Annotated in this window: 13 protein-coding genes; 5 read left to right on the top strand and 8 right to left on the bottom strand. The window is 65.3% G+C overall.

All coding sequences use genetic code 11. The features are described 5' to 3' along the window. The first annotated feature begins 52 nt into the window (after positions 1-52). Both LAN37_08265 and LAN37_08260 read left to right on the top strand, forming a co-directional pair. The gene (locus LAN37_08265) at positions 53-1,243 is read left to right on the top strand and encodes a lactate 2-monooxygenase (protein ID MBZ5647199.1); all 1,191 of its coding nucleotides are present in this window, start codon (positions 53-55) and stop codon (positions 1,241-1,243) included. Positions 1,244-1,314: 71 nt separating this feature from the next. Beyond that, entirely contained in the window at positions 1,315-2,211 is an 897-nt protein-coding gene (locus tag LAN37_08260; GenBank protein MBZ5647198.1) for a hypothetical protein, read from the top strand. A gap of 114 nt (positions 2,212-2,325) precedes the next feature. Here LAN37_08260 and LAN37_08255 read toward each other — a convergent pair whose 3' ends face one another. The 8 genes from LAN37_08255 to truA form a co-directional block, all read right to left on the bottom strand. Then, positions 2,326-2,499, bottom strand: a complete 174-nt coding sequence (locus LAN37_08255; protein ID MBZ5647197.1) for a hypothetical protein — start codon at positions 2,497-2,499, stop codon at positions 2,326-2,328. Between the two features lie 132 nt (positions 2,500-2,631). After that, a complete protein-coding gene (locus LAN37_08250) occupies positions 2,632-4,362 on the bottom strand; it encodes an amidohydrolase (protein MBZ5647196.1) in 1,731 nt (576 codons plus the stop codon). After that, a complete protein-coding gene (locus LAN37_08245; GenBank protein ID MBZ5647195.1) occupies positions 4,359-5,618 on the bottom strand; it encodes a M20/M25/M40 family metallo-hydrolase in 1,260 nt (419 codons plus the stop codon). The genes LAN37_08250 and LAN37_08245 overlap by 4 nt, the downstream gene beginning before the upstream one ends. 84 nt (positions 5,619-5,702) lie before the next feature. After that, positions 5,703-6,146: an ATP-binding protein gene (locus tag LAN37_08240; protein ID MBZ5647194.1), complete on the bottom strand. Its 444-nt coding sequence runs from the start codon at positions 6,144-6,146 to the stop codon at positions 5,703-5,705. 18 nt (positions 6,147-6,164) lie between these two features. After that, complete coding sequence (locus LAN37_08235) at positions 6,165-7,328, bottom strand: LeuA family protein (GenBank protein ID MBZ5647193.1); 1,164 nt, start codon at positions 7,326-7,328, stop codon at positions 6,165-6,167. Between the two features lie 140 nt (positions 7,329-7,468). Beyond that, positions 7,469-7,873, bottom strand: a complete 405-nt coding sequence (locus LAN37_08230) for a hypothetical protein (protein MBZ5647192.1) — start codon at positions 7,871-7,873, stop codon at positions 7,469-7,471. Between the two features lie 75 nt (positions 7,874-7,948). Further along, complete coding sequence (locus LAN37_08225; protein ID MBZ5647191.1) at positions 7,949-9,520, bottom strand: aldehyde dehydrogenase family protein; 1,572 nt, start codon at positions 9,518-9,520, stop codon at positions 7,949-7,951. Continuing rightward, on the bottom strand, positions 9,520-10,296 hold the full coding sequence (gene truA, locus LAN37_08220) for a tRNA pseudouridine(38-40) synthase TruA (GenBank protein MBZ5647190.1): 777 nt from the start codon (positions 10,294-10,296) through the stop codon (positions 9,520-9,522). Before truA ends, LAN37_08225 begins: the two co-directional genes overlap by 1 nt. Before the next feature lie 402 nt (positions 10,297-10,698). Here truA and LAN37_08215 point away from each other — a divergent pair, with 402 nt between their 5' ends. From LAN37_08215 to LAN37_08205, 3 genes are all read left to right on the top strand, one after another. Beyond that, complete coding sequence (locus tag LAN37_08215; GenBank protein MBZ5647189.1) at positions 10,699-12,489, top strand: TolC family protein; 1,791 nt, start codon at positions 10,699-10,701, stop codon at positions 12,487-12,489. 131 nt (positions 12,490-12,620) lie between these two features. Next, a complete protein-coding gene (locus LAN37_08210; GenBank protein ID MBZ5647188.1) occupies positions 12,621-13,385 on the top strand; it encodes a glycosyltransferase family 2 protein in 765 nt (254 codons plus the stop codon). A gap of 29 nt (positions 13,386-13,414) precedes the next feature. Continuing rightward, on the top strand, positions 13,415-14,467 hold the full coding sequence (locus LAN37_08205; protein MBZ5647187.1) for a hypothetical protein: 1,053 nt from the start codon (positions 13,415-13,417) through the stop codon (positions 14,465-14,467). Positions 14,468-15,022 lie beyond the last annotated feature (555 nt).

Here is a 15,022-nt window from a genome sequence, read left to right as displayed (position 1 = left end):
AGGCCGGAGGACATGGCTCCTGGGCACGGCAAGGTATAATCCCGCGCACTTCATGGACCGCACCTCCTCACCTCGGACGATCACGGGATCGGACCGCGAACTGGAGATCTACCAGCTCGGCTTGACGGGACAGCAGCCCGCCACCCCGGTTTCCCTGGCGCGGCTGGAGCAGAAAGCGAAAGAGCTGTTGAAGCCCGAAGCCTACGACTACGTCGCGGGCGCCGCCGGCGGTGAGCTCACGGCCCGCGCCAACCTGGAGGCCTTCTATCGCTGGCGCATCGTTCCGCGCATGCTGCGCAACGTCTCCCAGCGCGACCTTTCGGTGAAAGTGCTGGGGCTCAAGCTTCCCGGCCCGGTCCTGCTCGGCCCGGTCGGAGTGCAGGGCATCGTGCATCGCGACGCGGAGGTAGCCAGCGGACGAGCGGCTGCGTCGCTGGGGGTCCCGTTCGTGCTCAGCACGGTGTCGTCGCGCTCCATCGAGGAGGTGGCGCAGGCGATGGGATCCGGCGCGCGCTGGTTCCAGCTCTACTGGGGCAAGGACCAAGAGCTGACGGCCAGCATGGTGAAGCGCGCGGAGAACTCCGGCTACGGCGCGGTCGTGGTCACGCTCGATACCTCGATGCTGGCCTGGCGCGAGCGCGACCTCGGATATCCCTACCTGCCCTTCCTGCTCGGCCAGGGGCTGGCCAACTACTTCACCGACCCGGTGTTCCGCGCGCACCTGCCCAAGACGCCGGAGGAAGACCCCGCGGCCGCGATCCGTCTGTGGGGCGCGCTGTTCTCCAACACCAACCTCACCTGGCAGCACCTGCACCAGCTGCGCGAGTACACGCGCCTGCCCATCCTGCTCAAGGGAATCCTGCATCCGGACGACGCTCGGAAAGCGCTGGAGCACGGCGCCGACGGCATCCTGGTTTCCAACCACGGCGGGCGCCAGGTCGACGGCGCCATCGCCGCACTCGACGCCCTGCCTGGGGTCGTCAAGGCGGCCGGGGACCGCGTGCCGGTGCTGTTCGACAGCGGCATCCGCCGCGGCGCCGACGTCGTGAAGGCCATGGCCCTGGGCGCAAGCGCGGTGCTCATCGCCCGGCCCTACATCTGGGGGCTGGCCGTCGCCGGAGAACAGGGCGTGCGCGAGGTCCTGCTCAACCTGCTCGCCGACACCGACCTCACGCTGGCGCTGAGCGGGCACACCTCGTTCGAAGAACTGGACGCAACCGCCCTGGCACCAGCCGGCTATTGAGGCCGAAGCCGCGCACCAGGCCCCCGGTTGAGTTACACTTCACCGATTCCTCCTCGTGGGCAGGACCAGCAATGCTGTCGACACTGCGATGGGTTCCTGGACGTGCGGTTCTGGCCGTGCTGCTGTTGGTGTCGCCAGCCTTGTCGGTCAGCAAGTCCCCGCCCAACCTCTCCGGCGTCTGGAAGCTCGATCGGGACTTGACCACGGCGCGGTACGTGAAGGACGACACTCTGGTCGTCCAACAGACGAAAGCGCGGGTCAAGTTCATCTACCACAGCGGCGACAGGGTCACCGGGACGGACGTCTTCGTCACCGACGGCAAGGAGCAGGACCGCTACACCACGAGGATCGAGCGAGCGTACTACCGGGCGCGCTGGAAAGCGGACAAACTCGTGGTTGTCACCCAGCACGTCCTCGATGCCCTCGGATATCAAACCTACAAGGAGACCGATAGCTGGGTGCTTGACAAGGACGGCAAGACGCTGACCGAGAAGCTCTCGGACGGCAACGTCGCGGTCTACTACTGGCAAGCTCCCGCTCCGAAAGATCCCTGGGAGGTGACGAAGGAATTTCACGCGGTCGCCGTCTACTCCCAGGACCCGGGTCCCGTCCCGGATGCTGAGTGCCAGATCGATCTAAGCGGGACAATCAAGAGCAGCTTGCTGGGGACCGGCACATTTCGATTGTGTCTGGCGCGCGAGAGCGATCCGCCGGGCGCAGCGCGGGCAGACTGCCGCCCTCTCCGCGGGACCCTGGGCATCACCAAGGGCGACGGACTCAGCAGCTTCGTCCTGAAGGTGTCCGGCCAGTTTTGCCCCGGCGAGCGAAACTTCCTCGGCAGTTATGAAGTGGATGCGAACAGGATCTCGGGAGAATTCAACAACCGCCTGACGGGCGGCTCCGGCACCGTGCAGTTCAGCGAATCCACCGAAACGGTCGTGCTGTACGGCGTGCTGCTGTACGAGTGAGAAGCGTCCCACCGGCCCCGCCACCCCGAGGTCCGCGGCCCCTGCGCTCCGGACACACTCGGCGTTCCTCCCGCCGGCGCGGGCGGCCGGTGAAAAAACTGTGCGAATGGGGACTTAGGTTGTGCTTGCTGCGCGCGAGTCGGCGTAGATGGTTGCGGCGGCTTCCGCGAACTCGTCGCGGGCTTCCAGCCTGCTCATCTCGACCTTCACAAACAACCACATCCAGAGCCGGTTGACGACTGCGAAACCAGCTGTAACCAGAATGAACCAGATGATTGCTTCAAACAATTGACACCACCACTGAAATGATTAGGAAGCTTGCGGCCCCAAATTCATTCTAGGCGGCGCCGGCGCCTCTCTGTGTGACGGCGGACACATTGTCGTGTGACGAATCTCCGCGGTGCCGCCGCGCCGCGCTGGTCAGCGCGCCGGGAAGACTCGCATGCCGCCCACGTAGCTCTCCCGCACCCGCGTCTTGAGGAGCTCTTCCGGCGGGACTTGGGTGATGTCGCGGTCGAGGACGATGAAATCGGCCAGCATCCCCGGCGTCAGCGTGCCCTTGTCGCGCTCGGCGAAATCGGCATAGGCGGAGCCGGAGGTATAGGCGGCGATCGCTTCGTCGATGGTCAGCCCCTGCTCGGGATAGTAGCTTTGCCTGCCGTCCTCGCTCTTGCGCGTGACCGCCGCGTACAGGCCGCGGAAGGGATTCATGGGCTCCACTGCGAAATCAGTGCCGAACGCCAGGCGCACACCTTGGGAGAGGAACGAGCGCCAGGGATAGGAACTCTTCGCGCGCTCCGGCCCGAGGCGCGATTCCGCCCAGCGCATGTCGGTCAGCAGGTGGCAGGGTTGAACGGAGGCGATGACTCCGAGCTGGGCGAACTCTGAGATCTGCGAGAGATCGATGACCTGCGCGTGCTCGATGCGGAGCCGCAGCTGGTTCCCACTCCGCTTCTCGGGCAAGTTCTGGTTGCGCCAGTTGAAGCGCAGCTCCGCCTGGGCAAAGGCATCGAGCGCCATTTGCGCCGCACGGTCGCCGATGGCGTGGAACCCGACCTGGAACCCCGCGTTCACACGCTCCACCGTCATCTGATTGAGCGTCTCCTGGTCGATGCGGGTGATGCCGGAGTTCTTCGGGTCGTCGCTGTACGGCGCCAGCAGCGCCGCCGAGCGCGAACCCAGCGATCCATCCAGATAGGCCTTCAGCATGCCGGTGTGCAACCAGGCGTCATCCTGGGGATGGTGCCCGCGGGCTTTGGTCAGCACGTCGAGCGGGGCGCGGAACGGCAGCCAGCGCGTGATGCGGACGGTCAGCTTGCCCTCACGTTTCAAGTCCTCGTAGATGAGGAAGTCGTCCCACTCGGCGGGGTCTTCTTCCACCGTGATGCTGTCCTGCACGGAAGTGAGGCCCCACTCGCGCGCTTCCTCCATCGCCCGCTCGATGCCGCGGCGGCGCTGGGCCGGCGACGGCTTGGGGAGCTTGGCGATGAACTCATCGCGTGCCGCCTCGCGGATGATGCCGGTGAGTTCGCCGTTCTCGTTGCGATCGTACTTGCCACCCGGCGGGTCAGGCGTCTGTTTGGTGACGCCGTGCGCCTTCAGGGCCGCCGAATTCACGATGGCGATGTGCCCATCGACGCGTTGAAACAGCGCTGGGTGGCCGCCCGTGATTTCGTCGAGGTCCTGGCGCGTGGGCAGATTCTGCGACGTCCAAAGCGTCTGGTCCCAGCCGCGTCCCACGAGCCACTCGCCGGGACCGTAATGCTTCGCCGCTTCGGCGATACGCTGCTTCATCTCCTCCAGCGACTTGACGCCGATGAGGTTCACGCGCGTCTTCTCCAGCCCTCCGGCGGCAAAATGCAGGTGCGCGTCGTTGAAGCCGGGCATGACGAATCGGCCGCCGAGGTCGACGACTATTGTCTTGTTCCCTTTGAGTGCTTTGATCTCCGAGTCCGTGCCGACCGACAGGATCCGGTCGCCGCTCACTGCCATCGCCTGCACTCGGGAAATCTCCGTGTTGGGCTTGGGAGCGTCGGCGCGGACACCCGTGTAGATGTTGCCGTTCACGTAGATCGTGTCCGGCGCCAGCTTTTCTTTTTGTGCCAACGCGCTCAAGGTGAATGCAAGAACGACAAAAGGAAGAGTCCTCATCCCTTCTCCGCATCAGGCAGGCCGGCCAGGGTGAGCACGGCCAGCAGGATCCTCTTGAGCCCCAGTTCACGGTGCGCCGGGTCGTACCACTCGTGGACGGTGTGGGCTCCACCGCCGCTGCCGCCCGCGCCGGTGCTGATCGCCTCTTTGTGCAGCGACATGGGAATGTTGGCATCGGTGGAGGCGCGGTGCTGGCGCGTGATATTGCCCAGATGCTGATCCACGGCCCGCATCACCTGGAGGATGTAGGCGTCCGGGTCGAGCTCGGCCGCGGGGCGGTTGCCGATCAGCTTGATCTCGTAGCTGACATGGTCGCGATGGTCGTGGGTTTGGGCGTGCGCCTCGGCGATGGACCAGGCGACGGCCTCGCGCAGCGCGCGCTCCACCTGGTCGATGTTTCCGTCCAGCGCCGAGCGGATGTCCACGCGCATCGAGGCGCTCTCCGGGATGGAGTTCACCGAGCTGCCGCCGCCGATCACGCCCACGTTGCAGGAGGTCTTGGGCTCGGCGGGCAGCGGGGTCTGGGTCAGCTTGACGATGGCGCGTGCCAGCACGGCGATGGGATTGGGCATGCCGAAGTCGCTCCACGAGTGCCCGCCCGGGCCGTGGATGGTGACCTCGAAACGCCGGCTGCCCAGGCCCTGGGTGACGATGGTGTCGGTGGCGGCGCCGTCGAGCACCACGGTGTAGCCGATGGCGTCCTTCCAGCGCGGGTGGGAGAAGATGTGCCGCATCCCCCGCAGGTCTCCCTCGCCCTCCTCGCCCACGTTGCCGATGAAGAGCACGCCCGCCGCGTGCGGCACGCCGGTGGCCTGCATCGCCGAAGCCAACGCCATCAGGCCGGTCACGCCCGCGCCGTTGTCGGAGATGCCGGGGCCGAAGAGACGCTCGCCCTCGCGCCGCACGTTCAGCAGCGTGGTGGCGGGAAAGACGGTGTCGATGTGGGCCGTGACCGCCACCAGCGGCCGCACCGCGTCGCTGCCCGGCAGCAGGCCGAAGACATTGCCCACCTCGTCCACATGGACGTCGTCGAGCCCGATCTCGGCAAAACGCGCGCGCAGCCACTCGCCCCGGGCCTCCTCGCCGAAGGGAGGCGCCGGGATGCGCACCAGTTCCAACTGGCGGTCGCGCAGTTCGTTCTCATGCGTGCGGAACCAGCCGAAGGCGGCGTGGACGGGGGGCAGCGCCGCAACCCGCTGCACCTGCTGGCGCACCGTCGGAGCGACCACCGATTCGGTGTTGGGGATGGAAGGCATGGCAAAACAGAATGATACGTGGGGACGGTCGCCGGTCGCTAGTCGTTAGTCGCTGGCAAGCGACTTGCGACCAGAAGCTAGCGGCTAGAATTTCGTCATGTGGATCTCGGTGCCGTTCTTCTCCCAGTGCACCTTGTCGAGCAGGGCCCTGATCATGTGCAGGCCGCGGCCATGGTCCGAGAGGAGGCCGTCGGCGGACACGGGATTGGGGACGGAGGCCGGATCGAACCCTGTCCCGGGATCCCGCACCACGATCTTCATGCCCCTCCTTTCGCCGCAGGAGAGCGTGAGGTGGACTTTCTTGCCGGGATCCTTCCGCGCGCCGTAACGGACGGCGTTGGCCAGCGCCTCCTGGAGCGCGAGCGCGATCTCCGCCTCGTGCCCGGGAACGACTCCGCGCTCGATCAGGATATCGGTGACCCGCTGCACGAGCGGAGCGATGGCTTCCACGTCGCCGGGAATGGTTTCTTCCAGGCAGATGCGGAAGTCCTGTTCGGGGGCGGGGCCTGATTTCCTGTCACCTGACATTCGGCAGATTGTAGTGCGCTAGTCGCTGCTGCTGACAGCAGAATTCTGACAGCACTCGAGAATTTCGGTGTCGGTCAAGGTCCGGTCGGAAGCCTTGGCGCGGCGGTAGATGCGCTCCACCACCTCGTCGGTCGCGGGCATTCCGCGCCGCTCCAGCCAGTAAAGGATGTTCGACTTGCCGCTCATCGGGCCGATGTCGATCACCTGCTCCATGCCGAAAAAGTGCGCCGGGACTCCGGAGTAGACCGTGTCGGCCAGTTCGCGGTCGTTCTTCTTGAGCGCCTTGATGACCGCGGCGGCGTGCACGCCGGTGGCGGTGCGGAAGGCATCTTCGCCCACGACCGGATAATTCTTGGGGATGGGGATGCGGGTGGCGCGGGCCACGGCCTCGCAATAGTCCTTCAGCCGGGTGAGGTCCTGGTGGACCCAGGGCTCCACGCCCATCAGCTTCAGGTTCACCAGCATCAGGTCCATCTGGGTGTTGCCGACGCGCTCGCCGATTCCGTTGGCGCAGGCGTGGACGCAGTCCGCCCCGGCCGCCAGTGCCGCCATCGAGTTGGCCACGGCCAGCCCTCGGTCGCAGTGCCCGTGCCAGTCCACCCGGATCTTCTCCCCCGACGGCTTCACCACTTCGTCGATCACGAATTTCACCAGCGCGAAGACGCCCGTCGGAGTGGCGTGCCCGCAGGTGTCGCAGATCACGATGGCGCGCGCACCGTGGCTGATGGCGGCCGAGTACAGGCGCTTGACGGTCTCGGGATCGCAGCGCGTCGTGTCCTCGGTGACGTACATCACTTCGAGCCCGAGCGAGCGGGCGTACTTCACCGCCTTTTCCGTGGTATGGAGCAGGAAGTCGTCGGTCCAACCCTCGGTGTAGCGGCGGATGGGACTGGAACCGAGGAAGGTGGCGGCCTCGATGGCCAGCCCCGTGCGTTGCACGATGTCGGCGATGGGGCGGATGTCGTTCTCGTGGGTGCGCGCGGCGCAGTTGCCCTGGATCTTCATTTTGTTGTTCACGATCTCGCGCGCCAACGCCTCGACGCTCTCCACCGCGCGCGGGCCCGCGCCCGGCAGCCCGAGGTCGAGCGCATTGATGCCCAGTCCCTCCATCAGGTGGAGGATCTCGATCTTTTCCGGGAGCGAGGGATCGCGCACCGAGGGCGATTGCAGGCCGTCGCGCAGCGACTCGTCGTTCAGCAACACCCGCCCGGCCGCGGGATAGAACAACCCGCCGTGGACCGTGTTCCAGTCGTAGATCAGCTTTTCGCGATCCAAAGATCCCCCACGTCAGAACGGATGCCGAACCGCAGTGCTCGGCACCCTTATCCCTTCGGCGCTGCGTCCTTGGCTGCCTGGTCTTTCGCCGCCGCAGCCGGTGCCGCCGGCTTCTCGCCTTCCGCCTTGGGCGGCAGCGTCAGCCCGAAGACGGAGACCTGCCCCTGGCCGGCGACGTTAAGCCCGCGCGGATCGTCCGCATTCGGCAGGTAAAGCGTCTTGCAGAACTCGCAGCGGTAGATCTCTCCGTTCGATCCGAGGGCCGTGGCGACATCGCCGCACTGCTGCTCCTTGACGTCGGCCATGTAGAACCAGCGCTTCAGGTGCCCCCCGCATAGCTTGCCCTTCTCGTCCTTCTCGTTGCAGGCGCGCTGCCCAGGCTTCTTGGTCTTGAGCTTGTGGTTGGGAAGTTGCTGTTGGATCTCGGCTTGGTTCATGGAGATGGCGCCCACTCGGTTCCTCGCTGCTGACGGGATGGCTTAACCTTGCATTTTATAGTAGGGCGCAAGAGCGAGCGACAAGAACCGCTACAGTCGCCCTTTGCGGAAGAATGCGCCCATCGAGCGCAGGCCGCCGGTGAGCCGCCGCGGGCCGCGGGCGAACAGGAAGTCCACGAAGCCCTGCATCTGGCGCGCAAACTCCGCACCGTAGCCGAACCACCAGACCTTGCGCATGCCGGGAACGAGGTCGGAATCCACGTATTTCAGCCGCACCATCTCCTCCAGGCCGAAGCGCCCGTGGCTGCGGCCGATGCCGCTGGCCTTCACCCCTCCGTGCGGCGCCTCGCTGATGCCGAAGCAGGTCAGGACGTCGTTCACCATGACCGTGCCCGCCTGTAGCCGTCGGGCGAGCGCCTCCCCGCGGCCGCGGTGCGAGGTCCATATGCTCGCCGACAGTCCGAACTCGGAGTCGTTGGCCAGGTGGACCGCTTCCTCCTCCGTGTCGAAGGACATCACCGGCAGCACCGGGCCGAAGGTCTCTTCGCGCATGATGCGCATCGTGTGGTCCACATCGGCCAGCACGGTGGGCGCATAAAAATTTGGACCGAGATCGATTCGGCGCTGTCCGCCGGCCAGCACGCGCGCGCCGCGCGACCGAGCCTCCTCGACGTGCGATTCGACCATCTCCAGCTGCCGCTGATGGATGAGCGGGCCGACGTCGGTCTGCGGGTCCAGACCCTTGCCCACGCGAAGCCGTTGCGTCTTGGCGACGCAGGCTTCCAGGAACTTGTCGTAAAGGCTGCGGTGCACGTAGCAGCGCTCGACCGAAAGGCATGCCTGCCCGCAGTTCACAAAGGCGCCCCAGACGGCGGCGCTGGAGGCTACGTCGAGATCGGCATCGTCGAGCACGATCATGGGGTCTTTGCCGCCGAGTTCAAGCACCACGGGCAGCAGCCGCGCTGCCGCCGCCTGGGCCACTCGCTTTCCGGTCGGGACGCTGCCCGTGAACACCAGCTTGTCGATCGCCGACCCGGTCAGCGCCGCGCCCGCCGGTCCTTCGCCGACCACGACCTGAAATACATCCTGGGGCACGCCTGCGGCTGCCAGCAGCTTGCCCAGCTCGAGCGCGCTGAGCGGAGTGAACTCCGAGGGTTTCAGGACGACGGCGTTTCCTGCCACCAGCGCGGCCAGCGACTCGGTCGCAGGGATCGAGAACGGATAATTCCACGGCGAGATGATGCCGACCACCCCGTGCGGCTCGCGCCGCAGCCATCCGCGCTTGGCCTTCATGATCGGGTTGGCGTGCGGGACCGGCTGGTCGTGCAGCAGTGCGTGGGCGTTCTCGATGAAGAACCGGGCCGCGTCGAGCACCACCAGCACTTCCGTGAGCAGCGCCTCGGTGACCGGCTTGCCGGCTTCGCGCGTGATCAGCTCGGCGACCGCGTCTTTTGTCTCGTAGAGCCGGCGCTGGAAGCTCTTCAGGATCTCGACGCGCCGCCGCACATCCAGTTCCGCCCACGCCGGCTGCGCCGCGGCCGCCCGCTCCACCGCAGTGCGGACATCGTCCGGTGTTGCGCAGTCGAGTTCGCTCAGCAATGCGCCGCTCGCGGGGTCGTGGACCGCGATGCGCGGAGCGGTGACCTGGACTTCCGTCGCCATCAATACTCCACCGAAACCAGATAGAGCCCGTTCGCCGGAGCCGTCGGCCCCGCGGCGGAGCGGTCTTTGGCTTCCAGGATCGTGCGGAATGCCGCGGTGTCCAGCGAGTTCTTGCCCACCAGCAGGAATGTCCCCACCAGGTTGCGCACCATGTGGTGCAGGAACCCGTTGCCGCGCACTAGGTACACGAGCTCGTCCCCGTGGCGCCGCTCCCAGCGCGAGAACGAGACGTTTCGCACCTTGGACTTCTCTTCGTCTTCACAGCACTTCTCCGGGTCGACGGCGGCGAAGGAAGTGAAATCGTGTTCGCCGGTCACCAGATTGGCGGCGGCCATCATCGCCGGCTCGTCGAGCGGGTAGGGGTGATGGTAGACGTAGCGCGCCAGGAAGGGTGGGCAGATGTCGCCGCGATAGATGCGGTAGCGATAAGTCTTGGCCTTCGCCGACTTACGCGCATGGAAATCCTCGGGCGCATCTTCCACTGTGCGCACGCGGATGCCGGGCGGCAAGACGTCGTTAAGCGCGGTCACCAGGTTGGCGGCCGGGATCGGCGAGTCGATGGCGCAACTGGCCACCTGGGCCAGCGCATGCACGCCGGCGTCGGTGCGCCCCGAGCCCTGCGCCAGCACCTGCGTGCCGGTGACCCGCGCGATGGCATCCGACAGCGCGCCCTGCACCGTAGGCTTGTCCGGCTGCACCTGCCAGCCGAAGAAATCGGCGCCGTCGTAGGCGAGAGTGATCTTCAGGTTTCGGGTCACGGGGTGGCCGCGCAGCATTCGCGCAACTTTCGAAGCTGCCGCTCGTTTATACTATCCCACTTCCGTCTAGCGTCGTATCGGGCGCGTCTGCGGTCGGGGCGCGCAAATAGATGAAACATCCGGGATGCGGTTTGCGTATTTACGGGGTGACGAATCGGTCCCAGATCAGTCTTACTGCAAGTCAGCCCTGATTTTGTGGAGAGAAGCATGCGTCCGTCGCGATTTTCCTGTGTGCGTCTGCTGGCCCTGCTGCTGTTGGCTACCGGCCTGGCCGGGGCGCAAACCGTGGATTTTTCCAAGTCGGTCTCACAGTTCCCCAACGTGCTGGGACCCTACATCCCGCGCAAGGTCCAGCAGCCGGTGTTCAGCAATACGCCGCGCATCGACCAGTTGACCAGGAACGGCCAGTTGATGCTCTCCCTGAACGATGCCATCGCGCTCGCGCTGGAGAACAACCTCGACCTGGCCATCGCCCGCTATAACCTGTCCATCGCAGACACCGATATTCTGCGCGCCAAGTCCGGCGGGAGCATCCGCGGTGTCGCCACCGGCGTGGTCCAGGGTACCCCGGGCGGAGGTGTCCAGGGGTTTGGCAGCGGCGCTCCGGGCGCTGGAGCGGGAGGCACGACCACGGCGGCGGGAGGGGCCGGGACCGGCGCAGCGGGCCAGGTGCTGACCACCACCGGCGTCGGAGCTCCGGTGTCCTCCTACGACCCCATCCTGAGCGCCAACCTGAATATCGAGCATCAGTCCATCCCCTTGAGCAGCTCCTTCGTCACCGGCACCAGCAGCCTGCAACAGAATCTCGGCAACGCCAATTTCAACTACTTCCAGGCGTTCGGCAGCGGCACGAGCATGAATGTGGCCTTCAACAACCAGCGCATTGCGACGAACAACAGCCGCTCCCTGGTCGATCCCAGTGTCAGCAGCGGATTTCGCCTGACCGTGCAGCAGCACTTGCTCTCAGGCTTCGGGTTCCTGCCCAACTTGCGCTTCATCCGCATCGCCAAGAACAACCGCGAGATCTCCGACGTTTCCTTCCGCCTCCAGGTCATCACCACCGTCACCCAGATCCAGAACATTTACTGGGACCTGGTGAACGCCTACGAAGATATGAAAGCCAAGGAACGCTCTCTGGCGCTGGCGCAGAAGACGCTGGGCGACAACAAGAAACAGGTGGAGATCGGGACGCTGGCGCCCATCGAGATCACGCGCGCCGAATCCGAGGTTTCGACCCGCGAAGGCGATCTCATCGTGGCCCAGACCACCCTGCAACTCCAGCAGTTGCTGATGAAGAACGCGATCTCGCGCAATCTGAGCGACCCCACGCTGGCCGCCGCGCCCGTGATCCCCACCGACATCATGACGTTGCCGGCGCAGGAGCCGGTGGTGCCTGTCCAGGACTTAGTGGCGGACGCTGTGAGTCATCGCGCGGAGCTGGCCCAGTCCCGCATCGACTTGACCAACCGCGACATCAACAAGAAGTCTGCCGCCAACGCCCTGCTGCCGACCCTGGACCTGGTCGCTTTCTACGGCAACTCGGGCCTGGCCGGCGCACAGAACGTCAATTACTTCGACACCTGTCCGCCGGCGCCGGTTACACCCGGCTGCGTGCCCCCGGGGTCGATCGCGACCACGGGCTTCTACGACGCCTTTCACCAGACCTTGCATCACACCTTCCCCGACTACTCTGTCGGCTTTAACGTGACCATCCCCATCCGCAACCGCTCCGCGCAGGCCGACCAGGTGCGCTCGGAGCTGGAATACCGCCAGGCGCAGATGCGCTTGCAGCAGCTCCAGAACCAGATCGTCATCGAGGTGCGCAACGCGCAGTTCTCGGTGCAGCAGAACCGGGCGCGCGCGGCCGCGGCGCAAGAGGCGCGCCGCCTCGCCCAGGAGAGCCTCGGGGCCGAGCAGAAGAAATACGCCCTCGGCGCTTCGACCAACACCCTGGTCCTGCAGGCGCAGCGTGACCTGGCCACCGCGGAATCGAATCTGGTGCAGGCCATGTCGGCCTACGAAAAAGCGCGCGTCGAACTGGACCGCGCTACCGGACGCACGCTGTTGAGCACCGGCATCTCCATGGACGACGCCGAGAGCGGCACCGTGACCAAGCCGCCGGTGGTGCAGGGTGTGACCCCGCGCTCCGACATCTCTGTCCAGCCCGCCCCGCAGCCGAATCCGCAGACCGGGACGGAACCGCCGAAGTAGCCGGCAGCGGTCGGTAGTGAGCTTCGGCCCGCGTAACCGCGGGCCTTTCTTTTGCCCGCGACGTACGACGCACGACCTTCCTGGCTACCAGCTACTAGCTACCAGCTCCTACCGGCTGCTATCCTCCGCCCATGACGCTCTCCGTCTGCTACATCACGTTGAACGAAGAGGCGAACCTGCCGCGCACCCTGGAGAGCGTCCGCTGGGCCGACGAGATCATCATCGTGGACAACGGTTCCACCGACCGCACCCTGGAGATCGCCCGCAGCTTCGGCGCCAAGGTCTTCACCGAACCGTGGAAGGGCTACGCGGGACAAAGGAACTCCGCCCACGATAAGGCGACGAGTGACTGGATCCTGAGCCTGGGCGCCGACGAGGAGGTCAGCCCGGAGCTGGCCGGCGAGCTGCGCTCGTTCCTGAAGTCGGCGCCGCAAGACGGCAACCTCGGCTACGAAGTCCCGCGCAAGAACATCATCTTCGGACGCTGGCTGCGCTGGGGCGGCAACTGGCCCGATTACGGCCTGCGCCTCTTCCGCCGCGGCCAAGGTCGCGTGATGGACCGCGCTGTGCACGAGACCGTGCACGTCGACGGCCCGGTCGGCCGCCTGCGTGGCGCGCTCATCCACCATGCCTATCCCACCATCGCCAGCTTCACCGCCCACATGGAGCGCTACTCGACCCTCTCCGCCGAAGTCATCGTCCGCGAGCGCAAGCAGACCTGGTTCTGGTTCGATGTCTGGCTGCGCCCGGTGATCGCCTTCAAGTGGGATTACTTCTTCCGCCTGGGTTTTCTGGACGGCCGCGAGGGATTTCTCTTTCACCTCTACCACGCGCTGTACGTGAGCTGGAAGTACGCCAAGGCCTGGGAACTCACCCGCAACTCGCGGAACTCCTAACCAATCCCGTCCGTACCAGTCCAACAGGTATGAAACGCCTCCTGATGGCTTGCCTCCTGCTTGCCGCGACGGCCGTTGCCGCCGACGACACTCGCGTCCAATTCACCCTCGACACCTCCGAAGCCGAGGCCGTCCTGGCCATCGTGGAGATGCGTGCCGCTGGCAAGCCGGTCCCCGACGCCGATTGGCAGCGCCTCTTCATCGCCGAGCCATACGTGCGCCTGAAGAAGCGCGAAGCCTCCCTGCACCGCGACTTCACCGACGACGACTTCAAGAACTTCGTTCTTTCCGAGGATGTCTCCAAGCGCGCGCCCGAGCTTTGGCACACGCTCGAGGCGTGGAAAAAGGCTGACCTGCGCGCGATCGCGCTGCGCATCATTCCCTACCTGCCGCCGGACGCGCGGGTGAAGGCCAAGGTCTATCCCGTCATCAAGCCGAAGACGAACAGCTTTGTATTCGAAGTCACGACCGATCCGGCCATCTTCCTCTACCTCGACCCGGAGGAGAGCCAATCGGAGTTCGAGAACATCGTCGCCCATGAGAGCCATCACATCGGCTATTCCGACGCCAGCAAGAAATACGACGAACGCATCAAGTCGCTGCCGGAGAACACTCGCCACGCGGCCGATTGGATGGGCGCCTTCGGCGAAGGCCTGGCCGTACTCGCCGCCGCCGGCTCCGCTGATGTCCATCCCATGCGCGATTTCAAGCCCGACCAACGCACCCGCTGGGACCAGGACATGAAGTTCGTCGATCAGGAACTCATCCAGGTCAACCAGTTCTTTCTCGACGTCATCAGCGGCGGTTTTGCCAAGCCCGAGGTCGCCGACCACGTCGCTTTCACTTTCTTCGGCTATCGTGGGCCGTGGTACACGGTCGGCTACAAGATGGGATCCATGATCGAGAAGCGCTTCGGCCGCGCCGTGCTGATCGAGTGCATGTCCGACCCACGCGGGCTCCTGGCCAAGTACAACCAAGCCGCGGCGGAGCAGAACGCGATCGGCAAAGAAGAGAAACTGCCACTCTGGAGCGCGGAACTGCTGAAGGCAGTGGGCGTCGAAACTGGGGCTGATCAGAGGTAGGTGATTTGTTTTCTCACCCCTGCAATGCGAGAAACGGGTGGAGCAGGCCTTTAGGCCTGCATCATGATCCAACTCTTAGATCGGCTTTAGCCGCTGAGGTAGCTTCGGGACTCCGTCGCGCCAGCGACAACGGTCTTGCAGCCCGGGACGCGAGTCCCGGGACTGGAACGGCACGAGGCCTGAGTCGCGTCAGCGACGGCGGCTTTTCATCCGAATAAGGTCCGCACACCCCACCACGCCGCGAATCCAAACCCGACCAGGAACACGAGGCCAATCGCACGGCCGGACATCGTGCTCTTGCTCCAACCCTGGAGCACAGCGCCCACTCAAACGAAGAACAGGACGATGCCGCAGACGGCAAGGATCTTAAGGATCATGGGGCCTTCTTACCGCGCCGCCTGCACCTGGGGGTAGTCCAGCCGTCACATCCCCTCGTGACTACCTTCTATTGCCTGCCCCGAGGCATCTCTATATCCTTGAGGGTTAATTCCCGTCCTTATGGCCTCTGACAAAAAGACCTCCAAGAAGCTCGCCGAAAGCCCCATCCAGGACGTA

The sequence above is a fragment of the Terriglobia bacterium genome (assembly GCA_020073495.1).
In the GTDB taxonomy this organism is placed as follows: Bacteria; Acidobacteriota; Terriglobia; order Terriglobales; family Acidobacteriaceae; genus JAIQFD01.
This window is presented reverse-complemented; position numbering and strand designations above follow the sequence as displayed.

Excerpts from the sequence above, each read along its gene's own strand:
- LAN37_08265 (MBZ5647199.1), top strand. The coding sequence starts at position 53 with ATGGACCGCACCTCCTCACCTCGGACGATCACGGGATCGGACCGCGAA.
- LAN37_08260 (MBZ5647198.1), top strand. The coding sequence starts at position 1,315 with ATGCTGTCGACACTGCGATGGGTTCCTGGACGTGCGGTTCTGGCCGTG.
- LAN37_08250 (MBZ5647196.1), bottom strand. The coding sequence starts at position 4,362 with ATGAGGACTCTTCCTTTTGTCGTTCTTGCATTCACCTTGAGCGCGTTG.
- LAN37_08245 (MBZ5647195.1), bottom strand. The coding sequence starts at position 5,618 with ATGCCTTCCATCCCCAACACCGAATCGGTGGTCGCTCCGACGGTGCGC.
- LAN37_08240 (MBZ5647194.1), bottom strand. The coding sequence starts at position 6,146 with ATGTCAGGTGACAGGAAATCAGGCCCCGCCCCCGAACAGGACTTCCGC.
- LAN37_08225 (MBZ5647191.1), bottom strand. The coding sequence starts at position 9,520 with ATGGCGACGGAAGTCCAGGTCACCGCTCCGCGCATCGCGGTCCACGAC.
- truA (MBZ5647190.1), bottom strand. The coding sequence starts at position 10,296 with ATGCTGCGCGGCCACCCCGTGACCCGAAACCTGAAGATCACTCTCGCC.
- LAN37_08210 (MBZ5647188.1), top strand. The coding sequence starts at position 12,621 with ATGACGCTCTCCGTCTGCTACATCACGTTGAACGAAGAGGCGAACCTG.
- LAN37_08205 (MBZ5647187.1), top strand. The coding sequence starts at position 13,415 with ATGAAACGCCTCCTGATGGCTTGCCTCCTGCTTGCCGCGACGGCCGTT.